The sequence below is a fragment of the Mesorhizobium sp. WSM4312 genome, assembly GCF_002294875.1.
In the GTDB taxonomy this organism is placed as follows: domain Bacteria; phylum Pseudomonadota; class Alphaproteobacteria; order Rhizobiales; family Rhizobiaceae; genus Mesorhizobium.
Genome location: NZ_NSFU01000017.1, coordinates 53,060 through 71,163, shown reverse-complemented (window position 1 = coordinate 71,163; position 18,104 = coordinate 53,060). Strand labels below are relative to the sequence as shown.

17 protein-coding genes are annotated in these 18,104 nt (G+C 62.7%); 8 read left to right on the top strand and 9 right to left on the bottom strand.

Translation table 11 applies throughout. The features are described 5' to 3' along the window. Positions 1-11 precede the first annotated feature (11 nt). On the top strand, positions 12-818 hold the full coding sequence (locus CK228_RS26360) for a DUF72 domain-containing protein (protein ID WP_095789698.1): 807 nt from the start codon (positions 12-14) through the stop codon (positions 816-818). 183 nt (positions 819-1,001) lie between these two features. Continuing rightward, positions 1,002-2,150, top strand: coding sequence for a GGDEF domain-containing protein (locus CK228_RS26355; protein WP_095789740.1), 1,149 nt, complete (start codon positions 1,002-1,004; stop codon positions 2,148-2,150). 72 nt (positions 2,151-2,222) lie between these two features. On the opposite strand, the gene CK228_RS26350 is transcribed toward CK228_RS26355, so the two are convergent. From CK228_RS26350 to urtA, 6 genes are all read right to left on the bottom strand, one after another. Continuing rightward, positions 2,223-2,399: a hypothetical protein gene (locus tag CK228_RS26350; protein WP_019858306.1), complete on the bottom strand. Its 177-nt coding sequence runs from the start codon at positions 2,397-2,399 to the stop codon at positions 2,223-2,225. A gap of 268 nt (positions 2,400-2,667) precedes the next feature. Further along, positions 2,668-3,363 carry an urea ABC transporter ATP-binding subunit UrtE gene (urtE, locus tag CK228_RS26345; RefSeq protein ID WP_013895283.1) on the bottom strand — a complete coding sequence of 232 codons (696 nt, stop codon included), beginning with the start codon at positions 3,361-3,363 and terminating at the stop codon, positions 2,668-2,670. A 69-nt stretch (positions 3,364-3,432) separates the two neighbouring features. After that, the gene (gene urtD, locus CK228_RS26340) at positions 3,433-4,179 is read right to left on the bottom strand and encodes an urea ABC transporter ATP-binding protein UrtD (protein ID WP_095789697.1); all 747 of its coding nucleotides are present in this window, start codon (positions 4,177-4,179) and stop codon (positions 3,433-3,435) included. Between the two features lie 5 nt (positions 4,180-4,184). Then, entirely contained in the window at positions 4,185-5,420 is a 1,236-nt protein-coding gene (urtC, locus tag CK228_RS26335; protein ID WP_095789696.1) for an urea ABC transporter permease subunit UrtC, read from the bottom strand. Further along, a complete protein-coding gene (gene urtB / locus CK228_RS26330; protein ID WP_095789695.1) occupies positions 5,417-7,030 on the bottom strand; it encodes an urea ABC transporter permease subunit UrtB in 1,614 nt (537 codons plus the stop codon). Before urtB ends, urtC begins: the two co-directional genes overlap by 4 nt. Positions 7,031-7,137: 107 nt before the next feature. Continuing rightward, positions 7,138-8,418: an urea ABC transporter substrate-binding protein gene (urtA, locus tag CK228_RS26325; RefSeq protein ID WP_245318325.1), complete on the bottom strand. Its 1,281-nt coding sequence runs from the start codon at positions 8,416-8,418 to the stop codon at positions 7,138-7,140. 341 nt (positions 8,419-8,759) lie between these two features. Between urtA and CK228_RS26320 the strand changes: the two genes are divergently transcribed. Next, positions 8,760-9,167: a hypothetical protein gene (locus tag CK228_RS26320; RefSeq protein WP_095789694.1), complete on the top strand. Its 408-nt coding sequence runs from the start codon at positions 8,760-8,762 to the stop codon at positions 9,165-9,167. Positions 9,168-9,206: 39 nt separating this feature from the next. After that, a complete protein-coding gene (locus tag CK228_RS26315) occupies positions 9,207-9,395 on the top strand; it encodes a hypothetical protein (RefSeq protein ID WP_095775371.1) in 189 nt (62 codons plus the stop codon). 123 nt (positions 9,396-9,518) lie between these two features. Here CK228_RS26315 and CK228_RS26310 read toward each other — a convergent pair whose 3' ends face one another. After that, positions 9,519-10,232, bottom strand: coding sequence for a DeoD-type purine-nucleoside phosphorylase (locus tag CK228_RS26310; protein WP_095789739.1), 714 nt, complete (start codon positions 10,230-10,232; stop codon positions 9,519-9,521). A gap of 89 nt (positions 10,233-10,321) precedes the next feature. Then, entirely contained in the window at positions 10,322-12,898 is a 2,577-nt protein-coding gene (locus tag CK228_RS26305) for a PAS domain-containing sensor histidine kinase (protein ID WP_095775370.1), read from the bottom strand. A gap of 328 nt (positions 12,899-13,226) precedes the next feature. Between CK228_RS26305 and CK228_RS26300 the strand changes: the two genes are divergently transcribed. Then, positions 13,227-13,970: a flagellar biosynthetic protein FliO gene (locus tag CK228_RS26300; RefSeq protein WP_095789693.1), complete on the top strand. Its 744-nt coding sequence runs from the start codon at positions 13,227-13,229 to the stop codon at positions 13,968-13,970. 151 nt (positions 13,971-14,121) lie between these two features. On the opposite strand, the gene dksA is transcribed toward CK228_RS26300, so the two are convergent. Continuing rightward, positions 14,122-14,538, bottom strand: coding sequence for an RNA polymerase-binding protein DksA (gene dksA / locus CK228_RS26295; RefSeq protein ID WP_010909647.1), 417 nt, complete (start codon positions 14,536-14,538; stop codon positions 14,122-14,124). A gap of 246 nt (positions 14,539-14,784) precedes the next feature. Between dksA and CK228_RS26290 the strand changes: the two genes are divergently transcribed. The 3 genes from CK228_RS26290 to CK228_RS26280 all read left to right on the top strand — a co-directional run bounded on the left by CK228_RS26290 (position 14,785) and on the right by CK228_RS26280 (position 17,986). After that, positions 14,785-15,288, top strand: coding sequence for a histidine phosphatase family protein (locus tag CK228_RS26290; protein WP_095789692.1), 504 nt, complete (start codon positions 14,785-14,787; stop codon positions 15,286-15,288). A gap of 140 nt (positions 15,289-15,428) precedes the next feature. After that, positions 15,429-16,904: a YcjX family protein gene (locus CK228_RS26285; protein WP_095789691.1), complete on the top strand. Its 1,476-nt coding sequence runs from the start codon at positions 15,429-15,431 to the stop codon at positions 16,902-16,904. Further along, positions 16,901-17,986 carry a YcjF family protein gene (locus CK228_RS26280; RefSeq protein WP_095789690.1) on the top strand — a complete coding sequence of 362 codons (1,086 nt, stop codon included), beginning with the start codon at positions 16,901-16,903 and terminating at the stop codon, positions 17,984-17,986. The genes CK228_RS26285 and CK228_RS26280 overlap by 4 nt, the downstream gene beginning before the upstream one ends. Positions 17,987-18,104 lie beyond the last annotated feature (118 nt).

Here is an 18,104-nt window from a genome sequence, read left to right as displayed (position 1 = left end):
GGAGGACGATAATGAGCAAATCGGGAACAATCCGCTCCGGCATGGGCGGCTGGACCTTCGAGCCCTGGGATACGTCCTTCTATCCGGACAAATTGTCGAAGGCCAAGCAACTGCACTACGCCAGCCGGCAGGTGCCGAGCATCGAGGTCAACGGCACCTACTATTCCAGCTTCAAGGAGCCGACCTTCGTCAAATGGGCAAGCGAGGCGCCGGACGGTTTCGTCTATTCGCTGAAGGGCAACCGCTTCGTCACCAACCGCCGCGTGCTGGGCGAGGCCGGTGAATCGATGATGCGCTTCCTCGGCTCCGGCGTTGCCGCGCTCGGCGACAAGCTCGGCCCGATCCTGTGGCAGTTCGCGCCGACGAAAAAGTTCGATCCGGACGATTTCGAAGCTTTTTTGAAACTGCTGCCGGAGAAACAGGACGGTGTCGCGCTGCGCCATGCGCTGGAAGTCCGCAACGACAGTTTCATCGTGCCGGAATTCGCGGCACTTGCCCGCAAATACAAGGCGGCGATCGTCTATGCCGACCATGCCAAATATCCTGATATCGCCGACGTCACCGGCGACTTCGTCTACGCACGACTGCAGACCGGATCGGACGACAATCCCGATTGCTACACGCCGAAGGGGCTCGACGAGTGGGCGGCGCGGGCAAAGACATGGGCTGAAGGCAAGCAGCCGGCCGATTTGCGACGCGCCGATCTCGCCACCGACGCGCCTGTTCAGCCGCGCGACGTGTTCGTCTACTTCATCACCGAGGGCAAAGTGCGCGCACCGTTCGGGGCGATGGCGCTGATGAAGCGCATAGCCGGCTGACAAGCATTCGTTGTTGTTCGGCTACATGCTGTAAGTGCATCATCTATGCGTTTTGCGCGTAGCAAAGCGCCTATTCCCGGGCATCTTCGCCACGATCGTAACCTTATCGACACTTCCTTGCTGCATGTATGCGGCGACGCCAAGCTGCAGAGCTGGAGCCGCCGCCGGCAGGGAAAGAGGGGCATGTCGCTCGACTACACTTCACTTCTGCTGGCTGTCGGTTTCTCCGCTGCTTGCCTGAGCCTGACATTGTTCGGCATGTGGCTGACCGCCCGCACGGAACGGTTCCTGCTGACATGGGCGATCAGCCTGGTATTCGTGGTCGGCGATATCTTTGTCTATGACGCCTATATCGACATGCCCGGGCACTTGCTCGGCATCGCCACCCTTGCCCTGTTGCTGCTCGGTTTCTCAACCATGCTGGGTGCGGCCTACCAGTTCAGAACCGGCGGCTCGCCGCTGCCGCGAGCATTGTTGGGCTGTGTTTCACTGGCAGTGACGCTGCCCACCATGGCTCTGGGCTATGATGGCCTTGGCTTCATGTTCGAGAACCTGTTCGCCGCCTTGCTCCTGTTCGCGACGGCATTCGAATACTGGCGCGGCCGCGACGAAGCCCCTGCCCTGACGGTCGGCATCACCACGCTCTACTCGGCCACCGCCGTTTCCTTCATGCTGTGCGCGGCGGTCCTGGCATGGGACGGCAAGCTGGTTCTCGGCCATGCACCAAGCAACTGGGCCGAGGAACTGAGCCTCATTGTCGTCATCGCCAGTATGACGGGCATTGGCGCCCTGTCCCTTGCGCTCAATCAGGGGCGCCTGGCGAGACACCACCGCCGCAACGCGCTCACCGATCCCTTGACCGGCCTGCTCAACCGGCGCGCACTGTTCGACATGCATGGCCATCTCCCGGTCGGTGCCTTTACCGCCGTGGTCGTCTTCGATCTCGACAATTTCAAAGCCATCAACGACGAGTTCGGCCACGCGGCCGGCGACGAGGTGCTGAAGGTATTTGCGAGCGAACTCGCCGGCAATCTTCGCCAGACCGACGTTGCCGCGCGCATGGGCGGCGAGGAATTCGCGCTGGTGTTGAAGCGCACCTTGCCGGAAACGGTCGAGGGCGCGGCGGAGCGCATCCGAACCGCCTTCGCGACACGCCAGATAGAGACCGAAACCGGCTCCCTGAGATGCACGGTCAGTGCCGGTTTTGCATTCGGCAGCAAAGAGGGGCTCAGCTTCGACAAGGTGCTCAGCGCCGCCGACAAGGCGCTTTACGACGCCAAGCGCGGCGGCCGCAACCGCGTCACCGCCTCTGCGTTCCGGCGCGCGAGCTGACCGCGCTTATCAATGCCGAGCTGTGACTATTGGATGGGCGAAGGCGACTCTATTGGATGGGCGAAAGCGGCTCTATGCCGCCATCACGATTTCATTGAAAGTATCGAGGTCGACGTAGAACACCTTGGTGATCTCCTCGATCAGGTCGTCATATTCGCAGCCCTGTGACCTCAAAATGTTGATGGCCGCGATGATATCGACCCGTTCGGTAAGCCGCCGCTTCTGGTAGTCCTCGACGAAACGTTCCATGGCTGTCCCTTAGCCTGTGTGCCCAAACGCGTTTGAACGACAAAGATCGCAGGAGAGAAGCTAGGAAGCCTTGCTTGCGTGGAACTTGCCGGCCTTCGCCGCGCCCTCGATCTGCGATAACCAGACTGATACGGAAGCGGCCGACTCACAAAGCCAACAAAAAGACTAGCATGCCGCCTCTGGCGCGCCAGAGACGAGGATCGCTGGATGAAAGAAATATTCGACTTGCCAAGGACTTTGGATCGTCAGCTGAAGTCCAGCACCGATTCTAGACGGTAAGAAACTTTCGCACATCAGCCCGGTCTAAATCTTCCGCCGGTCCAGTATGGACGATCTGGCCCCGGTCCATGATATTGACCTCGTCGGCAAGCTCGCGGCAGAAGTCGAGATATTGTTCGACCAGCAGCACCGCGATACCGGCCTGGTCGCGCAAATAGCGGATGGCGCGGCCGATGTCCTTGATGATCGATGGCTGGATGCCCTCGGTGGGCTCATCCAGCACCAGCAGCTTCGGCCGCATCACCAGCGCCCTGCCGATGGCGAGTTGCTGTTGCTGACCGCCCGAAAGATCACCGCCACGGCGGCCGAGCATCTGCTTCAGCACTGGAAACAGCTCGAAGACATGCGCCGGCACATTGCGGTCGGCACGCTTCAACGGCGCAAAACCCGATTCCAGGTTTTCGCGCACCGTGAGCAGGGGAAAGATCTCCCTGCCCTGCGGCACGAATGCGATGCCCGACCGGGCGCGGTCATACGCCGCGCTCCGGTCGAGCGCCTTCCCCTCGAAGGCAACGCTTCCGCTCGTCAGCCGGTGGTGGCCGACGATCGATCTCATCAAACTGGTCTTGCCGACGCCGTTGCGGCCGAGCACGCAAGTGATCTTGCCGGCGCCCGCCTTCAGCGAAACGCCCCGCAGCGCCTGGGCGGCGCCGTAATGCAGCGTGGCGTTGGAAACTTCGAGCATGTCAGCGCCTTCTCCAGAACCGGAGAAACGACAGATCAAAGCGATGAAACTGCACCCGCCAGACCATGGTCATCTCCCCAGATAGACTTCGACGACGCGCTCGTCGGCCGAGACGAAATCGAGTGTGCCTTCCGACAGCACCGAGCCCTCGTGCAGGCAGGTGACCTTGACGCCGAGTTCGCGCACGAAATGCATGTCGTGCTCGACGACGATGACGGAATGGTCGCGCGCAATGTCCCTGAGCAGCCGCGCCGTCTCCTCGGTTTCGGCATCGGTCATGCCCGCGACCGGCTCGTCGACCAAAAGCAGCTTCGGGTCCTGCGCCAGAAGCATGCCGATCTCCAGCCACTGTTTCTGGCCGTGGCTGAGATTGGCGGCCAGTTCGTGGCGCTTGTCGCCCAGCCGGATGATGCCGAGAATGTCGTCGATCTGCCGCGCCTCGGCCGCAGAGCGGCGGTGGAACAGCGCCGGGAAGATCGAACGCGGCCCCTTCAGCGCCAGCATCAGATTGTCCTCGATCGTGTGGCTTTCGAAGACTGTCGGTTTCTGGAACTTGCGGCCTATGCCCATCATGGCGATCTCGGCCTCGTCATGCCTGGTGAGATCCACCTGGCCGTCGAAGAACACTTCGCCCTCGTCGGGCCGCGTCTTGCCGGTGACGATGTCCATCATCGTCGTCTTGCCCGCGCCGTTGGGGCCGATGATGGCGCGCATCTCGCCCTTGTCGAGCACCAGCGACAAATTGTTGATGGCGCGAAAACCGTCGAAGGAGACCGAGACGCCGTCGAGATAGAGGATGGTGTTCGACTTGCTCATGGTCGCTACTCCGCCGCCTGCGGTTCAGGGTCGGACAAAGACCATTCGCCCGGATTCCTCGCCGGCGAGCGAGCGCGCTTCGAGGTCGCGGACGGCATTGCAACCTTGGTGGCGGCCTCTTCAGCGGCGGAGGCCGCGCGCAACGCCTTCGCATTGCCGCCCCAACTGTCCCACATGCCGATGATGCCCTTTGGCAAGAGCAAGGTGACGGCAACGAACAGGCCGCCCAGCGCAAACAGCCACAATTCCGGCAGCACGCCGGTGAACCAGGATTTGCCGGCATTGACCAGCAGCGCTCCGATGATCGGCCCGACAATGGTGCCACGTCCGCCGACGGCGGCCCAGATCACCACCTCGATCGAATTGGACGGTTCGAACTCGCCGGGATTGATGATTCCGACTTGCGGCACATAGAGCGCGCCGGCAATGCCGGCCATGACCGCCGAGACGGTGAAGGCGAACAGTTTCACATTCTCCGCCCGCCAGCCGAGGAAGCGCGTGCGGCTTTCGGCATCGCGCACCGCCATCAGGAGCTTGCCGTATTTGGAGCCGACGATCGCCCAGGTGATGAACACGGCGAGCGCCAGCATCACCGCGCTGGCGGCGAACAGCGCCGAACGCGTTGCGTCGGCTTGCACGTTGAAACCAAGAATGTCCTTGAAATCAGTCAGGCCGTTATTGCCGCCGAAACCCATATCGTTGCGGAAAAAGGCGAGCAGCAGCGCATAGGTCATCGCCTGGGTGATGATGGAGAGATAGACGCCGGTGACGCGGCTGCGGAAGGCGAACCAGCCGAAGACGAAGGCGAGCAGGCCGGGCACCGCCAGCACCATGATCGCCGCAAACCAGAAATGATCGAAGCCATGCCAGAACCACGGCAATTCCTTGTAGTTCAGGAACACCATGAAATCAGGCAGGATCGGGTTGCCATAGACGCCGCGCGAACCGATCTGGCGCATCAGATACATGCCCATCGCATAGCCGCCGAGCGCGAAGAAGGCGCCGTGGCCGAGCGAAAGGATGCCGCAATAGCCCCAGACCAGGTCGAGCGCGAGCGCCAGCAGCGCATAGCAGAGATATTTGCCGGTCAGCGCCACGATATAGGCCGGGACGTAGAAGGCGCTGGTTGGCGACACCGCAAGGTTGAGCAGCGGCACGATAATGGCCGCGGCCAGCAGGATGAAGATGGTGATGGCGATGCGGCGGTCGGCGCCGGCGGCGAAGAAGCGTCCCGTGATCATGCTTCCACCGCCCTGCCCTTGAGGGCGAACAGGCCGCGCGGGCGCTTCTGGATGAACAGGATGATCAGCACCAGCACGACGATCTTGCCGAGCACGGCGCCGGCATAAGGCTCGAGGAACTTGTTGACGATGCCCAGCGAAAAGGCGCCGACCAGCGTGCCCCAGAGATTGCCGACGCCGCCGAAGACGACGACCATGAAGCTGTCGATGATGTAGCCGCGGCCGAGATTGGGCGAGACATTGTCGATCTGGCTGAGCGCGACACCGGCAATGCCGGCGATGCCGGATCCGAGCGCGAAGGTCAGCGCGTCGACCCATGGCGTCCTGATGCCCATCGAGGCCGCCATGCGCCGGTTGGCGGTGACGGCGCGCATCTGCAGTCCCCAGGGCGTGCGCTTCATCACATAGAGCAGGACGCCGAAGACGGTGAGCGCGAAGACCAGGATCCACAGCCGGTTCCAGGTGATGGCCAGCTGGCCGATATCGAACGAACCCGACATCCAGGAGGGGTTGCCGACCTCCTGGTTGGTCGGCCCGAAGATCGAGCGCACCGCCTGCTGCAGGATCAGCGACACGCCCCAGGTCGCCAGCAGCGTCTCCAGCGGCCGTCCGTAGAGGAAGCGGATGACGCCGCGTTCGATGGCGAGGCCAACGAGTGCGGCGACCAGGAAGGCAAGCGGCAGCGCAATGACCAGCGACCAGTCGAACAGGCCGGGAAAGGATGTGCGGATCACTTGCTGGACAACGAAGGTCGTGTAGGCGCCGAGCATGACCATCTCGCCATGCGCCATGTTGATGACGCCCATGACGCCGAAGGTGATGGCGAGCCCGATCGCCGCGAGCAGCAGCACCGACCCTAGCGAAATGCCGTACCAGATGTTCTGCCCGGCATCCCAGATGGCGAGCGTTGAATTAATGCTTGCGATTGCGGCCGTCGCCGCTTCCTTAACCGCTCCGGAGGCGTTGGCCTCGACGGAGGTGAGTAGCGAAACCGCATTACGGTCGCCACGCGCACCGATCAGCGCGATTGCGGCGAGCTTGTCTGCATCAGGCTTGTCTGAAACCAGTATGGAAGCGCCACGCGCCTGCTCTAGCAAAGCCTTGACGCTCGCCACGCTTTCACTGGCGATCGCTGCGTCGAGCGGTTCGATATTGGCGGCGTCCGGTGTCTTGAACATGGTGTCGGCCGCGGCGATGCGAACGGTCGGATCCTTGGAACCAAGCGTCAACGTGCCCAATGCATCACGGATGGCGCGGCGCAAGGTGTTGTTGACAGTGATCTTGGTTATGTCGTCCTCGGAGGCCTCGCCAGCTGCCTCGCCGCTCAGCGGGTCAAAAAGCTGGACGCCTTCATCGCCTTCCTTGCCGACAAAAACCATCGAGTCGGCGGTGCGAATGTAAAGATTGCCGTCAGCCAATGCAGCAAGCGGCCGTTCGACAGCGGAATCCCCTGTGGCTGTCAATTCTTGGACGACAGCTCCCGTCTCAGAAAAGTCCGTTACCGTAGCGAACTTGGCGATGATGCCACGCAGGTCGGCTTCCGCGGCGCCCGAAGACGACAGCGTCGTCAGCAGGAACAGCAGTGTCAGGCCCGCGCGGATCAAGGTCATCGGCTTATGTTAACCCCTTGAAGGTTTGAATTGGACGTCCGGACGGCGGAGGAAACCGTCCGGACGCTGCGGTCTGGTCATGGACCCAACAGTCCAGACCTGGGAGGTCAGTTCGTTCCCTTGCCGCCGCACTTGCCGGTAGCAACGTTGAAGTTGCCGCAGGACAGAGGCTTGCGCCAATCGGAGATCAGGTCCTTGGAATCCGGCAGGTAATCGGACCATTCATCGCCCATCACCAGACCCGGTGTCTTCGAAACCGTTTCGAACTGGCCATTGGCCTGGATTTCGCCGATCAGCACCGGCTTGGTGATGTGGTGGTTTGGCATCATCGTCGAATAGCCGCCGGTCAGGTTCGGCACCGAAACGCCGATCATGGCATCGATGACCTTGTCCGGATCGGTGGTGCCGGCCTTTTCAACCGCCTTCACCCACATATTGAAGCCGATATAATGGGCTTCCATCGGGTCGTTGGTGGTGCGCTTGTTGTTCTTGATGAACTTGTGCCAATCGGAGATGAACTTCTTGTTCTCGGGCGTGTTGACGCTCTCGAAATAGTTCCAGGCGGCGAGATGGCCGACCAGCGGCTTGGTGTCGAGACCGGCAAGCTCTTCCTCACCGACGGAGAAGGCCATGACCGGAATGTCCTCGGCCTTGATGCCCTGGTTGCCGAGTTCCTTGTAGAATGGCACGTTGGCGTCACCATTGACGGTCGAAACGACGGCGGTCTTCTTGCCGGCAGAACCGAACTTCTTGATCGCAGAAACTTCGGTCTGCCAGTCGGAGAAGCCGAACGGCGTATAGTTGGTCATGATGTCTTCGGCAGCGACGCCCTTGGACTTCAGATAGGCCTCGAGGATCTTGTTGGTGGTACGCGGATAAACGTAGTCGGTGCCTTCCAGCACCCAACGCTTCACCGAACCGCCGTCCTTGCTCATCAGATAGTCGACGGCCGGAATGGCCTGCTGGTTCGGAGCCGCACCCGTGTAGAACACGTTGCGCTCGCTTTCCTCGCCCTCATACTGGACGGGATAGAACAGGATGTTGTCGAGCTCGGAGAACACCGGCAGCACCGACTTGCGCGACACCGAGGTCCAGCAGCCGAACACCGCCGCGACCTTGTCCTTCGAAATCAGCTCGCGCGCCTTTTCGGCGAACAGCGGCCAGTTGGAAGCCGGATCGACGACGACGGCTTCAAGCTTCTTGCCGAGCAGGCCGCCCTTGGCGTTCTGCTCATCGATGAGCATCAGCATGGCGTCCTTCAGCGTCGTCTCCGAAATCGCCATGGTCCCCGACAGCGAATGGAGAATGCCGACCTTGATCGTATCGTCGGCCGCCCTGGCGGGAGCCGACATCAACAGGCCGGCGGCAACGACGCTCGCCGAAAACATTTTTGTTATTGTCGAGAAATTACCCCTCATACGGAAGTCTCCCACGCTGGTTGATTGCACCGCAACAATACAATGCAACCCCCATGCCAACCGCCGCCGGGACGCTGAAAAACGGCCAATAATAAACATTATCAATCATTTATTATATTAGATTGAACAAATCTAAGAGAGCCGGTTAAAAATTGGTTGAGAGAAATTTGCGCAGCGCATATAGTAGCTGCCTAATTTTTGCCCAATTTCGCCAAATGCCTAGATTTTGGCCTCAACGTGCGAGGAGGGGGCTATGAAGTTGCAGCACAGCGCAAAAATAGGGCAAGCTCTCTGCTCAACCGAGCGACGTCATGACATCCCTGATTTCACGCATTTTTATCGGCATAGCGCTTCTGGCGGCAGCGACCGGCGCCGCACAGGCCGACTTCAGCGACGGCAAGATGCCTGACGGCACCTATCACTGCGAAGTCTACCTGCTCGGCTTGTTCCTCGACCTCGGCGACATCACGGTCAAGGGGAACGTCTATACAGGCCCGGTAACCTTCGGAACCGCCCAGCAGGCTTACAATTATCAGATGAATGCAAACGGCGAGATCTCCTGGCTGGGACCGCTCGGCGGCTACACCACGGGCGGCAACTCGCTGTCGATGACCCAGGCAACGCTGGATGGCCAGAACCCGCCCTCCTTCGACATCATCATGAAGCAACCCGACGGCGCCTTCACCGCCTCGACCTGCACCCGGCGGAGCAATCCGTAGGCCTGCCCTGGAACGGCGCCGCCGTACGGCCCGCAAGCCGTGTCCGCCTTCTCGTGTCATCTCACGCCAGATGGCACGACCTTGTTCCTGTCGGTCCAGCACCCCGCGGAAGACGCCGAGACGCTCGACAAGGCGCAAACATTGTGGCCCGATTTCAGGGACGGCCAGCCGCCGAGGCCGTCAGTGGTCGCCATCCGCCGCATGGACGGCCTGCCGGTCGGCGCCTGACCTATATCCGACAAAAATGCGGAGCGCCTGGCGCGCTCCGCACACCGGTCCGGGAAGACGGCAATCACCGGCGACGGTCACGCCGAACTGCTTGACGGCGATTCTGCTTTCGCCGGAAGCGCTTTAGCGCGCCGCTGCGGCAACCTCGAGCGCCAGCCGGCTCATATCGGTGAAAAGCGCCTGGCGCTCGGAATAGTCGGCCTGTTCGCCGGTAACCAGATTGTCGACGACGGTCAGCAGCGATAACGCCCTCGCGCCGAAATGCGCCGCGATGCGGTAGAGCGCGCTGGTTTCCATGTCCACGGCCAGCGCTCCGAGCGCCCTTGCCTCGGCATATCGGGTGTGCGTTTCAGGATGATAGAATATGTCGGTGCAGACTGTCAGGCCGGCATGGTGGTCGATGCCGAGTTCGGCTGCCTTGGCCAATGCGCGGGCGAGCAACGCCGGATCCGGGCCGGCGTCAGCCTCATAAAGGCCAAAGACCTGGCCGCTTTGCTTGTTTTCCGGCCGTGCCGATTGCGAGATCACCAGGCTGCGCAGCTTTACCTCGGCGCTCAGGCCGCCGCAGGTCCCGGTGCGGATCAATGTTCGGGCGCCATAATAGTCGAGCAATTCATGGGTATAGATCAGGAACGACGAAACCCCGATACCCGTTGCCTGGATGCTAATGGGCCGGCCGCGATAAAGGCCGGTAAAGCCGAAAGCACCCCGCCTGCGATTGACGCGGCGTGGCGCCTCGAGAAATGTCTGCGCCATCCATTCGGCGCGCTGCGGGTCGCCCGGCAACAGCACCGTTTCGGCGTAATCGCCCTTGCCTGCCTCTATGTGTGGCGTCAATCGCCGCTCCCCCAAGCCCGCCTGGCCCTCGCGCGCAATCATGGCGCTGTCGGGGCGTTGTGCAAGGCAGACCATTGGAGAAAACTAAATTAGGACTCCAGCATATCCTTGACGATCGTCGCCAGTTGCTTGAGCGAGAACGGCTTCGGCAGGAAGCCGAAATGCGCGTCGGCCGGCAGGTTCCTGGCGAATGCGTCCTCGGCATAACCGGACACGAACACGAACTTGATATCCGGCTGGCGCTTGCGCAACTCGCCAAGCAGGGTCGGCCCGTCCATTTCCGGCATGACGACATCCGAGACGACAATGTCGACCTTGCCGCCCAGGGCTTCGAAGACTTCCAGCGCCTCGACGCCGGAGGATGCCTCATGCACCGTATAGCCACGCGAGGTCAGCGCCCGCATGCCGCCCATGCGCACGGCATCCTCGTCCTCGACCAGCAGCACCGTGGCTGACCCCGACAGGTCCTTGGTGCTGTCGACCGGCTTGACCAGCGCGGCACTCGGGGTTTCCCCGGGTTCGGCCGCCTTTTTCGCTTCCGCGATATGACGCGGCAGGAAGATGCGGAAGGTCGATCCCTTGCCGACCTCGGAATCGCAGAAAATGAAGCCGCCGGTCTGCTTGATGATGCCGTAGACCATGGACAGGCCAAGGCCCGTGCCCTTGCCGACCTCCTTGGTGGTGAAGAACGGCTCGAAGATCTTCTTCAGCACATCCGGCGCGATGCCGCTGCCGGTGTCTTCGACCTCGACCACGACATAGTCGGCCGCGGCGAGTTCGCGATAGGAGAAGGTCTTGCACTCCTCGGCGGTGACGTTGCGGGTGCGCACGGTGAGATCGCCGCCGGCGGGCATAGCGTCGCGCGCATTGACCGCCAGATTGACCACCACCTGCTCGAACTGACCGATATCGACCCTGACCGGCCACAGGTCCCGGCCGTGGTCGATCTTCAGCTTGATGTCGTTGCCGACCAGGCGGGCAAGCAGCATCCTGAGATCGGCGAGCACGTCGGTGAGGTTCAGCACCTCCGGCCGCAGCGTCTGCTTGCGCGAGAAGGCCAGCAACTGCCTGACCAGTGAAGCCGCCCGATTGGCGTTCTGCTTGATGTTCATGATGTCGGGGAAGGACGGGTCCGACGGCCGGTGATTGGTCAAAAGCAGGTCCGACGCCATGATGATGGCGGTCAGCACATTGTTGAAGTCGTGGGCGATGCCGCCCGCGAGTTGCCCGACTGCCTGCATCTTCTGGCTTTGCGCCATCTGCCCTTCGAGCGCCTTCTGCTCGGTCGTCTCGACGGCGTAGACGATGGCCGATTCCTCTGCGCCCTCGCCGCCGGTGCCGTCGGCGACGGCATTGACGTAGAAACGGATGTGCCGCTCCTCGTTGCCGGGCAGCACGGTGTCGATCGGCTCGATGTCGGCCTGCCGCTGCCGGGCCTTCTCGAATGCGGCGGCAAAGGCCGGACGCTCTCGCTCGTGGATCACCGTATCGAGCCGCACACGGCGATCCACGGCGTCCCGGTCGACGACCGAGGAAAACAGCGACAGGAAGGGGGCGTTGGTGCGCAGGATGCGCCCGCTGGCATCGACACCTGCGATCGCCATCGGCGTCGAGTTGAAGAAGCGGGTGAAGCGCACTTCCGAGGCGCGCAGATCGGCCGAGGCATCCTCGCCTTGCGTGCGGTTGAGCACGATCGTGCGTGTCGGACCCCCGACACCTTCGCGACTGGCCGAAACGCGATGCATGAAGCGCACCGGCAGCGCCTCTCCCGTCATCGTCGTCAAATCGAGATCGATGACCGCGTTGCGCGTCGTGCCGGGGTCGGCCTTGACCGAGCGCACCAAAGCCATGCCGTCGCCGGCAACGATATCCGGCAAGGTCACCGCGCCGGGTGTGAAGCTGGCAAGATCGATGCCCAGCCACTCCGCGAGCGTGGCGTTGATGTAGGTGACGCGACCGTCCTGGTCGGCGGAAAAGAAGCCGGCCGGGGCGTGGTCCAGGTGATCGATGGCCTTCTGCAGATCGAGGAAGAAACGCTCCTGCTCGGCCCGCTCCTGCGAAATGTCGGCGAGTTGCCAGGCCAGCATCGGCAAGCGCTGGCCCGGAACGTTGAAGGTGCGGGCGCGCGCCCGGTACCAACGGGCGCCCGGTTCGGCGCCGGGCCGGATCGACTGCGCCAGCCGAAACTCGCCGTCGCCCGGCTGCCCGTCACGCAGGCCGGAGGCCAGCCGGTAAATCGTCACCGAGGCCTCGGGAACATCCGAAAGCAGCCCTTCGACCGTCTTGAGGTCGGCGGCCGAGGAAGCTCCGGTCATGTCGGCATAGGCACGGTTGGCGTAGACGACGCGGCCCTTGGTGTCCGTTACGAGCAGGCCCTGCGCCATCGAATCGACGAAAGCCTTGGACAGTTCATCCCCGGTCGAGCGCGGCGTGACCTGCACGAAGCCGATCGCGGTCGCAAACAGGAAGCCGACGCCGATCATCGCCAGCACGCCAAGCATGCCGAGCAGGAAGGGGTCCCCGAGGCGCTCGCGGAACAGGCCGAAGACGATCGCGGCCCCCGTCAGAACGACGATGAAGATGATGAGCCGGGTGACCGCGCCCGGTCGCGTGTTCTGGTCGACGATCGGTACCGGATAGAAATCGCCGCGCGCTTCCTTGGCCATATGCCCCCTGCTCGTGAAGTCCGATGTTCCGACACCCGCCCCTAATGCATGTCGCCCAAAATTGACTCCGGTTTTGGGAAAACGACCTGCAAGAATACAAGGACCTGAAGCGCGTCGCATCAATCCGCTTCAGCGCGACGCGCTTTAGCCGGTTGAATCATATTCTCCTAGTCCGGAAAAGGCCCGGGCGGCAAATGTCAGATAAAAATGATGCCGGCCGGCCTTCCCAGTGTTTCAAGCTGTTCACGATGCGTGAAAGGCAACTTGCGGTGGCCAGCCGCAACGGTCTAGTGTCGCGTCACTTTCCAAAACCGATCAGGGGAAACCAATGCAGTGGCTGGATAGCGTGGCGGGCCCTGGTTATGCGGCGGCACTCCTGTGGACCTTCGCGGCGCTGATCCTGCTGGTCATCGTGCTCGTCATCGTCAGGCTCGTTCGCAACCTGACCTTCGGCACGTTCGTCGCCGGTGGCCGGAACCGCAAGACGCGGCTGGCCGTCATGGACGCCACCGCCGTCGACAGCCATCGCCGGCTGGTGCTGGTGCGCCGCGACGATATCGAACATCTGCTGCTGATCGGCGGCCCGACCGACGTCGTCGTCGAACGCGACATACGCCTTGCCGCACCGCGCCGTCCAGCGCTGACCGGAGATGGTGGTCTGCAACCTGTCCCGGCCACCGCGGCCCCGGCGGCAAAACCGCGGCCGCCTCAGCCGGCTCCCGCACCGGCACGACCGGCGCCGCAGCCGGCGACCGCGGCGCCGCCGCCTGCCCGCCAGCGCCCGGCAGCGCCACCACCAGCCCCAACCCCCGCACCGAAACCGGCGCAACCCCATCAATCGACCAACGTCACGCCGCTGCCTGCCTATGGCTCAGCCAACGCCAATGCCGTCAGGCACGCGCCATCGCCACCGCAGAGCAGTATCGACGACGAGCTGATGAAGGACCTGGAGGTTTCGCTCGACCAGCCGCGCTCCGGTGGTCCTGTTGGCAAACCGGTGGCCAAGGCGCCGCAATCGCTCGACGATGAAATGACCAGGCTTCTAGGCGAACTTTCAAGCCAGAAGAAATGATTGGCGCCTGAGGCGCCCCGCCGGCCGGGGTTTGCTTTCGCTTGCTGCAACGGATTTGTGATACAACCAACAAAAATGGCCGGAAAGCCCGGCCATTTTTGACAATGACTTCACTTGTAACTGCCTTGAGATGCAGTCCAGAAGCAATGCGTCAGTCGTCGCGATAGACTTTTTCGCGGCGCTCATGCCGTTCCTGCGCTTCGATCGACAAGGTGGCTATCGGACGGGCGTCGAGCCGTTTCAGCGCGATCGGCTCGCCGGTCTCCTCGCAGTAGCCGTAAGTGCCTTCGTCGATGCGCTGCAGCGCCGAATCGATCTTCGCGATGAGTTTGCGCTGACGGTCGCGAGCCCGGAGCTCGATGGCGCGGTCTGTCTCGGAAGAGGCGCGGTCGGCGAGGTCGGGGTGGTTGGCGTTTTCCTGCTGCAGGATTTCGAGAGTTTCGCGCGCTTCGCGCAATATGTCATTTTTCCAGGTGACGAGCTTCAGGCGGAAGTAGGATTTCTGCCGCTCGTTCATGAACGGCTCGTCTTCGGAGGGTACGTAATCGGCGGTAACGATGTCGTTCATTCGACTCACCCAAACTGCCCCAAATTTGGCGCTTATATATTCGCCGCCCGACGCCTGCACAAGCGCAATCAGTCACCGACTCACGCAATTGTTAAAGTGCCCCCGCGGCACCCATTGGGGCGAGATGTCGCTGATTCGATGGAGAAAGTGCCGCATGATTCTTTGCGAGGAAGAACAAGGGGCCATTGTGCGCGGCGCCCTTCTCGTGGCTAATCGTGCCGCGGCTTCGGCATCATCGGAGGTTGGGTGAGCAGGCTCTATCTGTTGCGGCACGCCAAGGCTGGCTGGGCGCTGCCCGGCATGCGCGATTTCGATCGACCGCTTGATGCATCCGGCCGCGCCGATGCCGAGACGATGGGCGCTGCCATGCGCTCCCGTGGTTATGTCCCCGATTTGACATTGTGCTCCAACGCCCGGCGCGCCAAGGAAACGCTCGAAGGGCTGGCCGGCCAGACCGACACCGGCAAGGTGCTGTTTTTCGACACGCTCTACAGCGAAGACGCGGCCGGCTATCTCCGCCTCATCCGGGAACATGGCGGGCCGGGGTCACTGCTGGTCATCGGTCACAATCCGATGACGGAGGACCTTGCCATGGCAGTGTCAGGCGATGGCGACGAGACGGCGCGTGCCATGCTCAACCATGGGTTCCCGACCTCGGGCCTGGCGGTCGTGCGTTTCCTCGACGATCTGACCAAAGCGGCCCAGGAAACGGGTTATCTCGAGGCGTTCCTGACACCGGCCGATCTCTAACTCTCTGTTTTGGCGCGATTTCGGACGGGAAAACCGCTCCGCACTTTCCTGGAATTGCTTCGGCATCGATTTCCGGCGCCATTTCAAAGCCGGGTTCCAACGCCTATATCGGACGGACCGCAGCCCCGAGAGATCACATTTTGGCATCATCGCTGACCACCTTCACCGACGAGGCAAGAATTGCCCTCGATACGCTGTCGGGACGCGCCACCGGGCTTTTTTCTCCCTCGCTGCGGCTGGGTGTGACGGGCCTTTCGCGCGCCGGCAAAACGGTGTTCATCTCCGCGCTGGTCCACAATCTGATCCACGGCGGACGCCTGCCGCTGTTCGAGGCACAGAAATCCGGGCGTATCGCCCGCGCCTTCCTGGAAGAGCAGCCCGACGACGCCGTGCCGCGCTTCCAGTACGAGGATCATATCGCTGCATTGGTCAACGACCGTGCCTGGCCCGATTCCACGCGCGCTATTTCGGAACTGCGGCTGACCATCGAATACGAATCGGCCTCCGGCTGGAGCCGTATGTTCTCATCCGGCAAACTGTCGGTCGACATCGTCGATTATCCCGGCGAATGGCTGCTCGACCTGCCGCTGCTCGGCAAGTCCTTCGCCGATTTTTCACGCGAGGCCGTGGAGATGGCCACTTTGCCGGTGCGCGAGGACCTTTCGCGGGCCTGGCGGGCAATCTCGGCGGAAATCGACCCGAATGCCGACGCCGACGAGATGACCGCCCGCCGCCTCGCCGAAAGCTTCGCCGCCTATCTCAAGGCCTGCAAGCTCGACGAGCGCGCGCTTTCGACCCTGCCGCCCGGCCGTTTCCTGATGCCTGGCGACCTCGAAGGTTCGCCCGCGCTGACCTTCGCACCGCTGGCCGGCCTCGACAGGCGCCAGCGCCCGGGATCGCTGCACGCCATGATGGAGAGGCGCTACGAGGCCTACAAGACGCATGTCGTCAAACCCTTCTTCCGCGAACACATCACCCGCCTCGATCGCCAGATCGTCCTGATCGACGCCATGCAGGCGTTGAACGCCGGCCCCGGCGCCATGGCCGACCTCGAGCGTGCGGTGACCGAGATCCTCGGCTGCTTTCGTCCCGGCCGGGGCAGCTTCCTCACCGACCTCTTTTCGCGGCGCATCGATCGCATCCTGGTCGCCGCGACCAAGGCCGATCACCTGCACCACGAAAGCCATGACCGGTTGCAGGCGATCGTGCGGCGGCTGGCCGACCGCGCCGTGGCGCGAGCGAACTTCACCGGCGCCGACGTCGACGTGGTCGCCATGGCGGCGGTGCGCGCGACCCGCGAAGGCACGGTCAAGCAAGGCCGTGAGGCGTTGCCTGTCATCATCGGCACGCCGATCGCCGGCGAGAAGATCAACGGTGAAACGTTCGACGGAAAGACCGAAACTGCCATATTTCCCGGTGACTTACCGGAGAAGATTGATGCGGTGTTCGACGTCTCAGGACCCGACCACAGGCAGGATTCCACGGACCCGGCAATCCGCTTTGTCCGATTCCGCCCGCCAAAACTCGAACGCACGGCCGAAGGTGTCACGCTGTCTCTGCCGCATATCAGGCTCGACCGTGCCTTGCAGTTCCTGATCGGAGACCATCTGGCATGACCGCGCCCCGCAAACCGGCGGCCTTCCGCATCGAGCCGGAGGCCGCGCCGACACAAGAGGCGTCAAAGACGCGGCAGGCCGAGCCCCCGCGCAAACCCCGCGGGCTGAAGACCGATGTCGCGCTGGTCATACCGGCGGAAGTCGACGTCTTCGACGAACCCGACATCGTTGCCGCCGAACCGCCACCGGCGGTCGCCCCCAGGAAACGCTCGTTGTTCGGCGGCATCTTCTTCGGCGCGATCGGCGTGCTGGTTTCGCTGGCTGTCGGCCTGTGGACCGACCAGCTGATTCGCGATCTCTTCGCCCGCGCCGAATGGCTGGGTTGGCTGGCCGCCGGCATGGCAGCGATCGCCATATTGGCGCTTGTGGTGATCATGATTCGCGAATTCCTGGCGATCGCCCGCCTTGCCGAAGTCGAGAAACTGCAAAAACGCGCGCTCGACGCCATCGCGCGCGACGACCCCAAGGCGGCACGATCGGTGGTCGACGAGCTTTCGGCTTTCGTCGCGGCCAAGCCCGAGACCGCGGCCGGCCGGCGCGCCCTGGCCGAACTGCGCGGCGAAATCATCGACGGCGGCAATCTGGTGCGTCTAGCTGAAGCGGAAATCCTCGGCCCCCTCGATGCCAGGGCCAAGGTGATGATTCTCGAAGCCGCCAAACGCGTCTCGCTGGTGACGGCGGTCAGCCCGCGCGCGCTCGTCGATGTCGCCTATGTCGTGTTCGAGGCCGGACGCCTCATTCGCCGTCTCTCGGAACTCTATGGCGGACGCCCGGGAACGCTGGGGTTCTTCCGCCTGGCGCGCAGCGTGCTGGCACATCTGGCGGTCACCGGCTCGATCGCCGTCGGCGACAGTTTCGTCCAGCAGATCGTCGGCCATGGCCTGGCGGCACGGCTTTCGGCCAAGCTTGGCGAGGGCGTCGTCAACGGCATGATGACTGCGCGCATCGGCATCGCGGCGATGGAAACCGCGCGTCCCCTGCCCTTCAGCGCCGCGAAGCGCCCGGGACTGGGCGATTTCCTCTCGGCATTGACATCGTTTGCCGCGAAGAAGGACACCGAAACCACGGGCTCCGGCAAATAGCGTCCTGTTCTTCCTAACGATGAGCGGATTGCCGTTTCGAGGCCCCGCAGTGACGAAGCATTAACCAATCTTCTTCATGGTCGAACCGGTTCCAAACAGCCTCTTTGTTGCCGGGTGT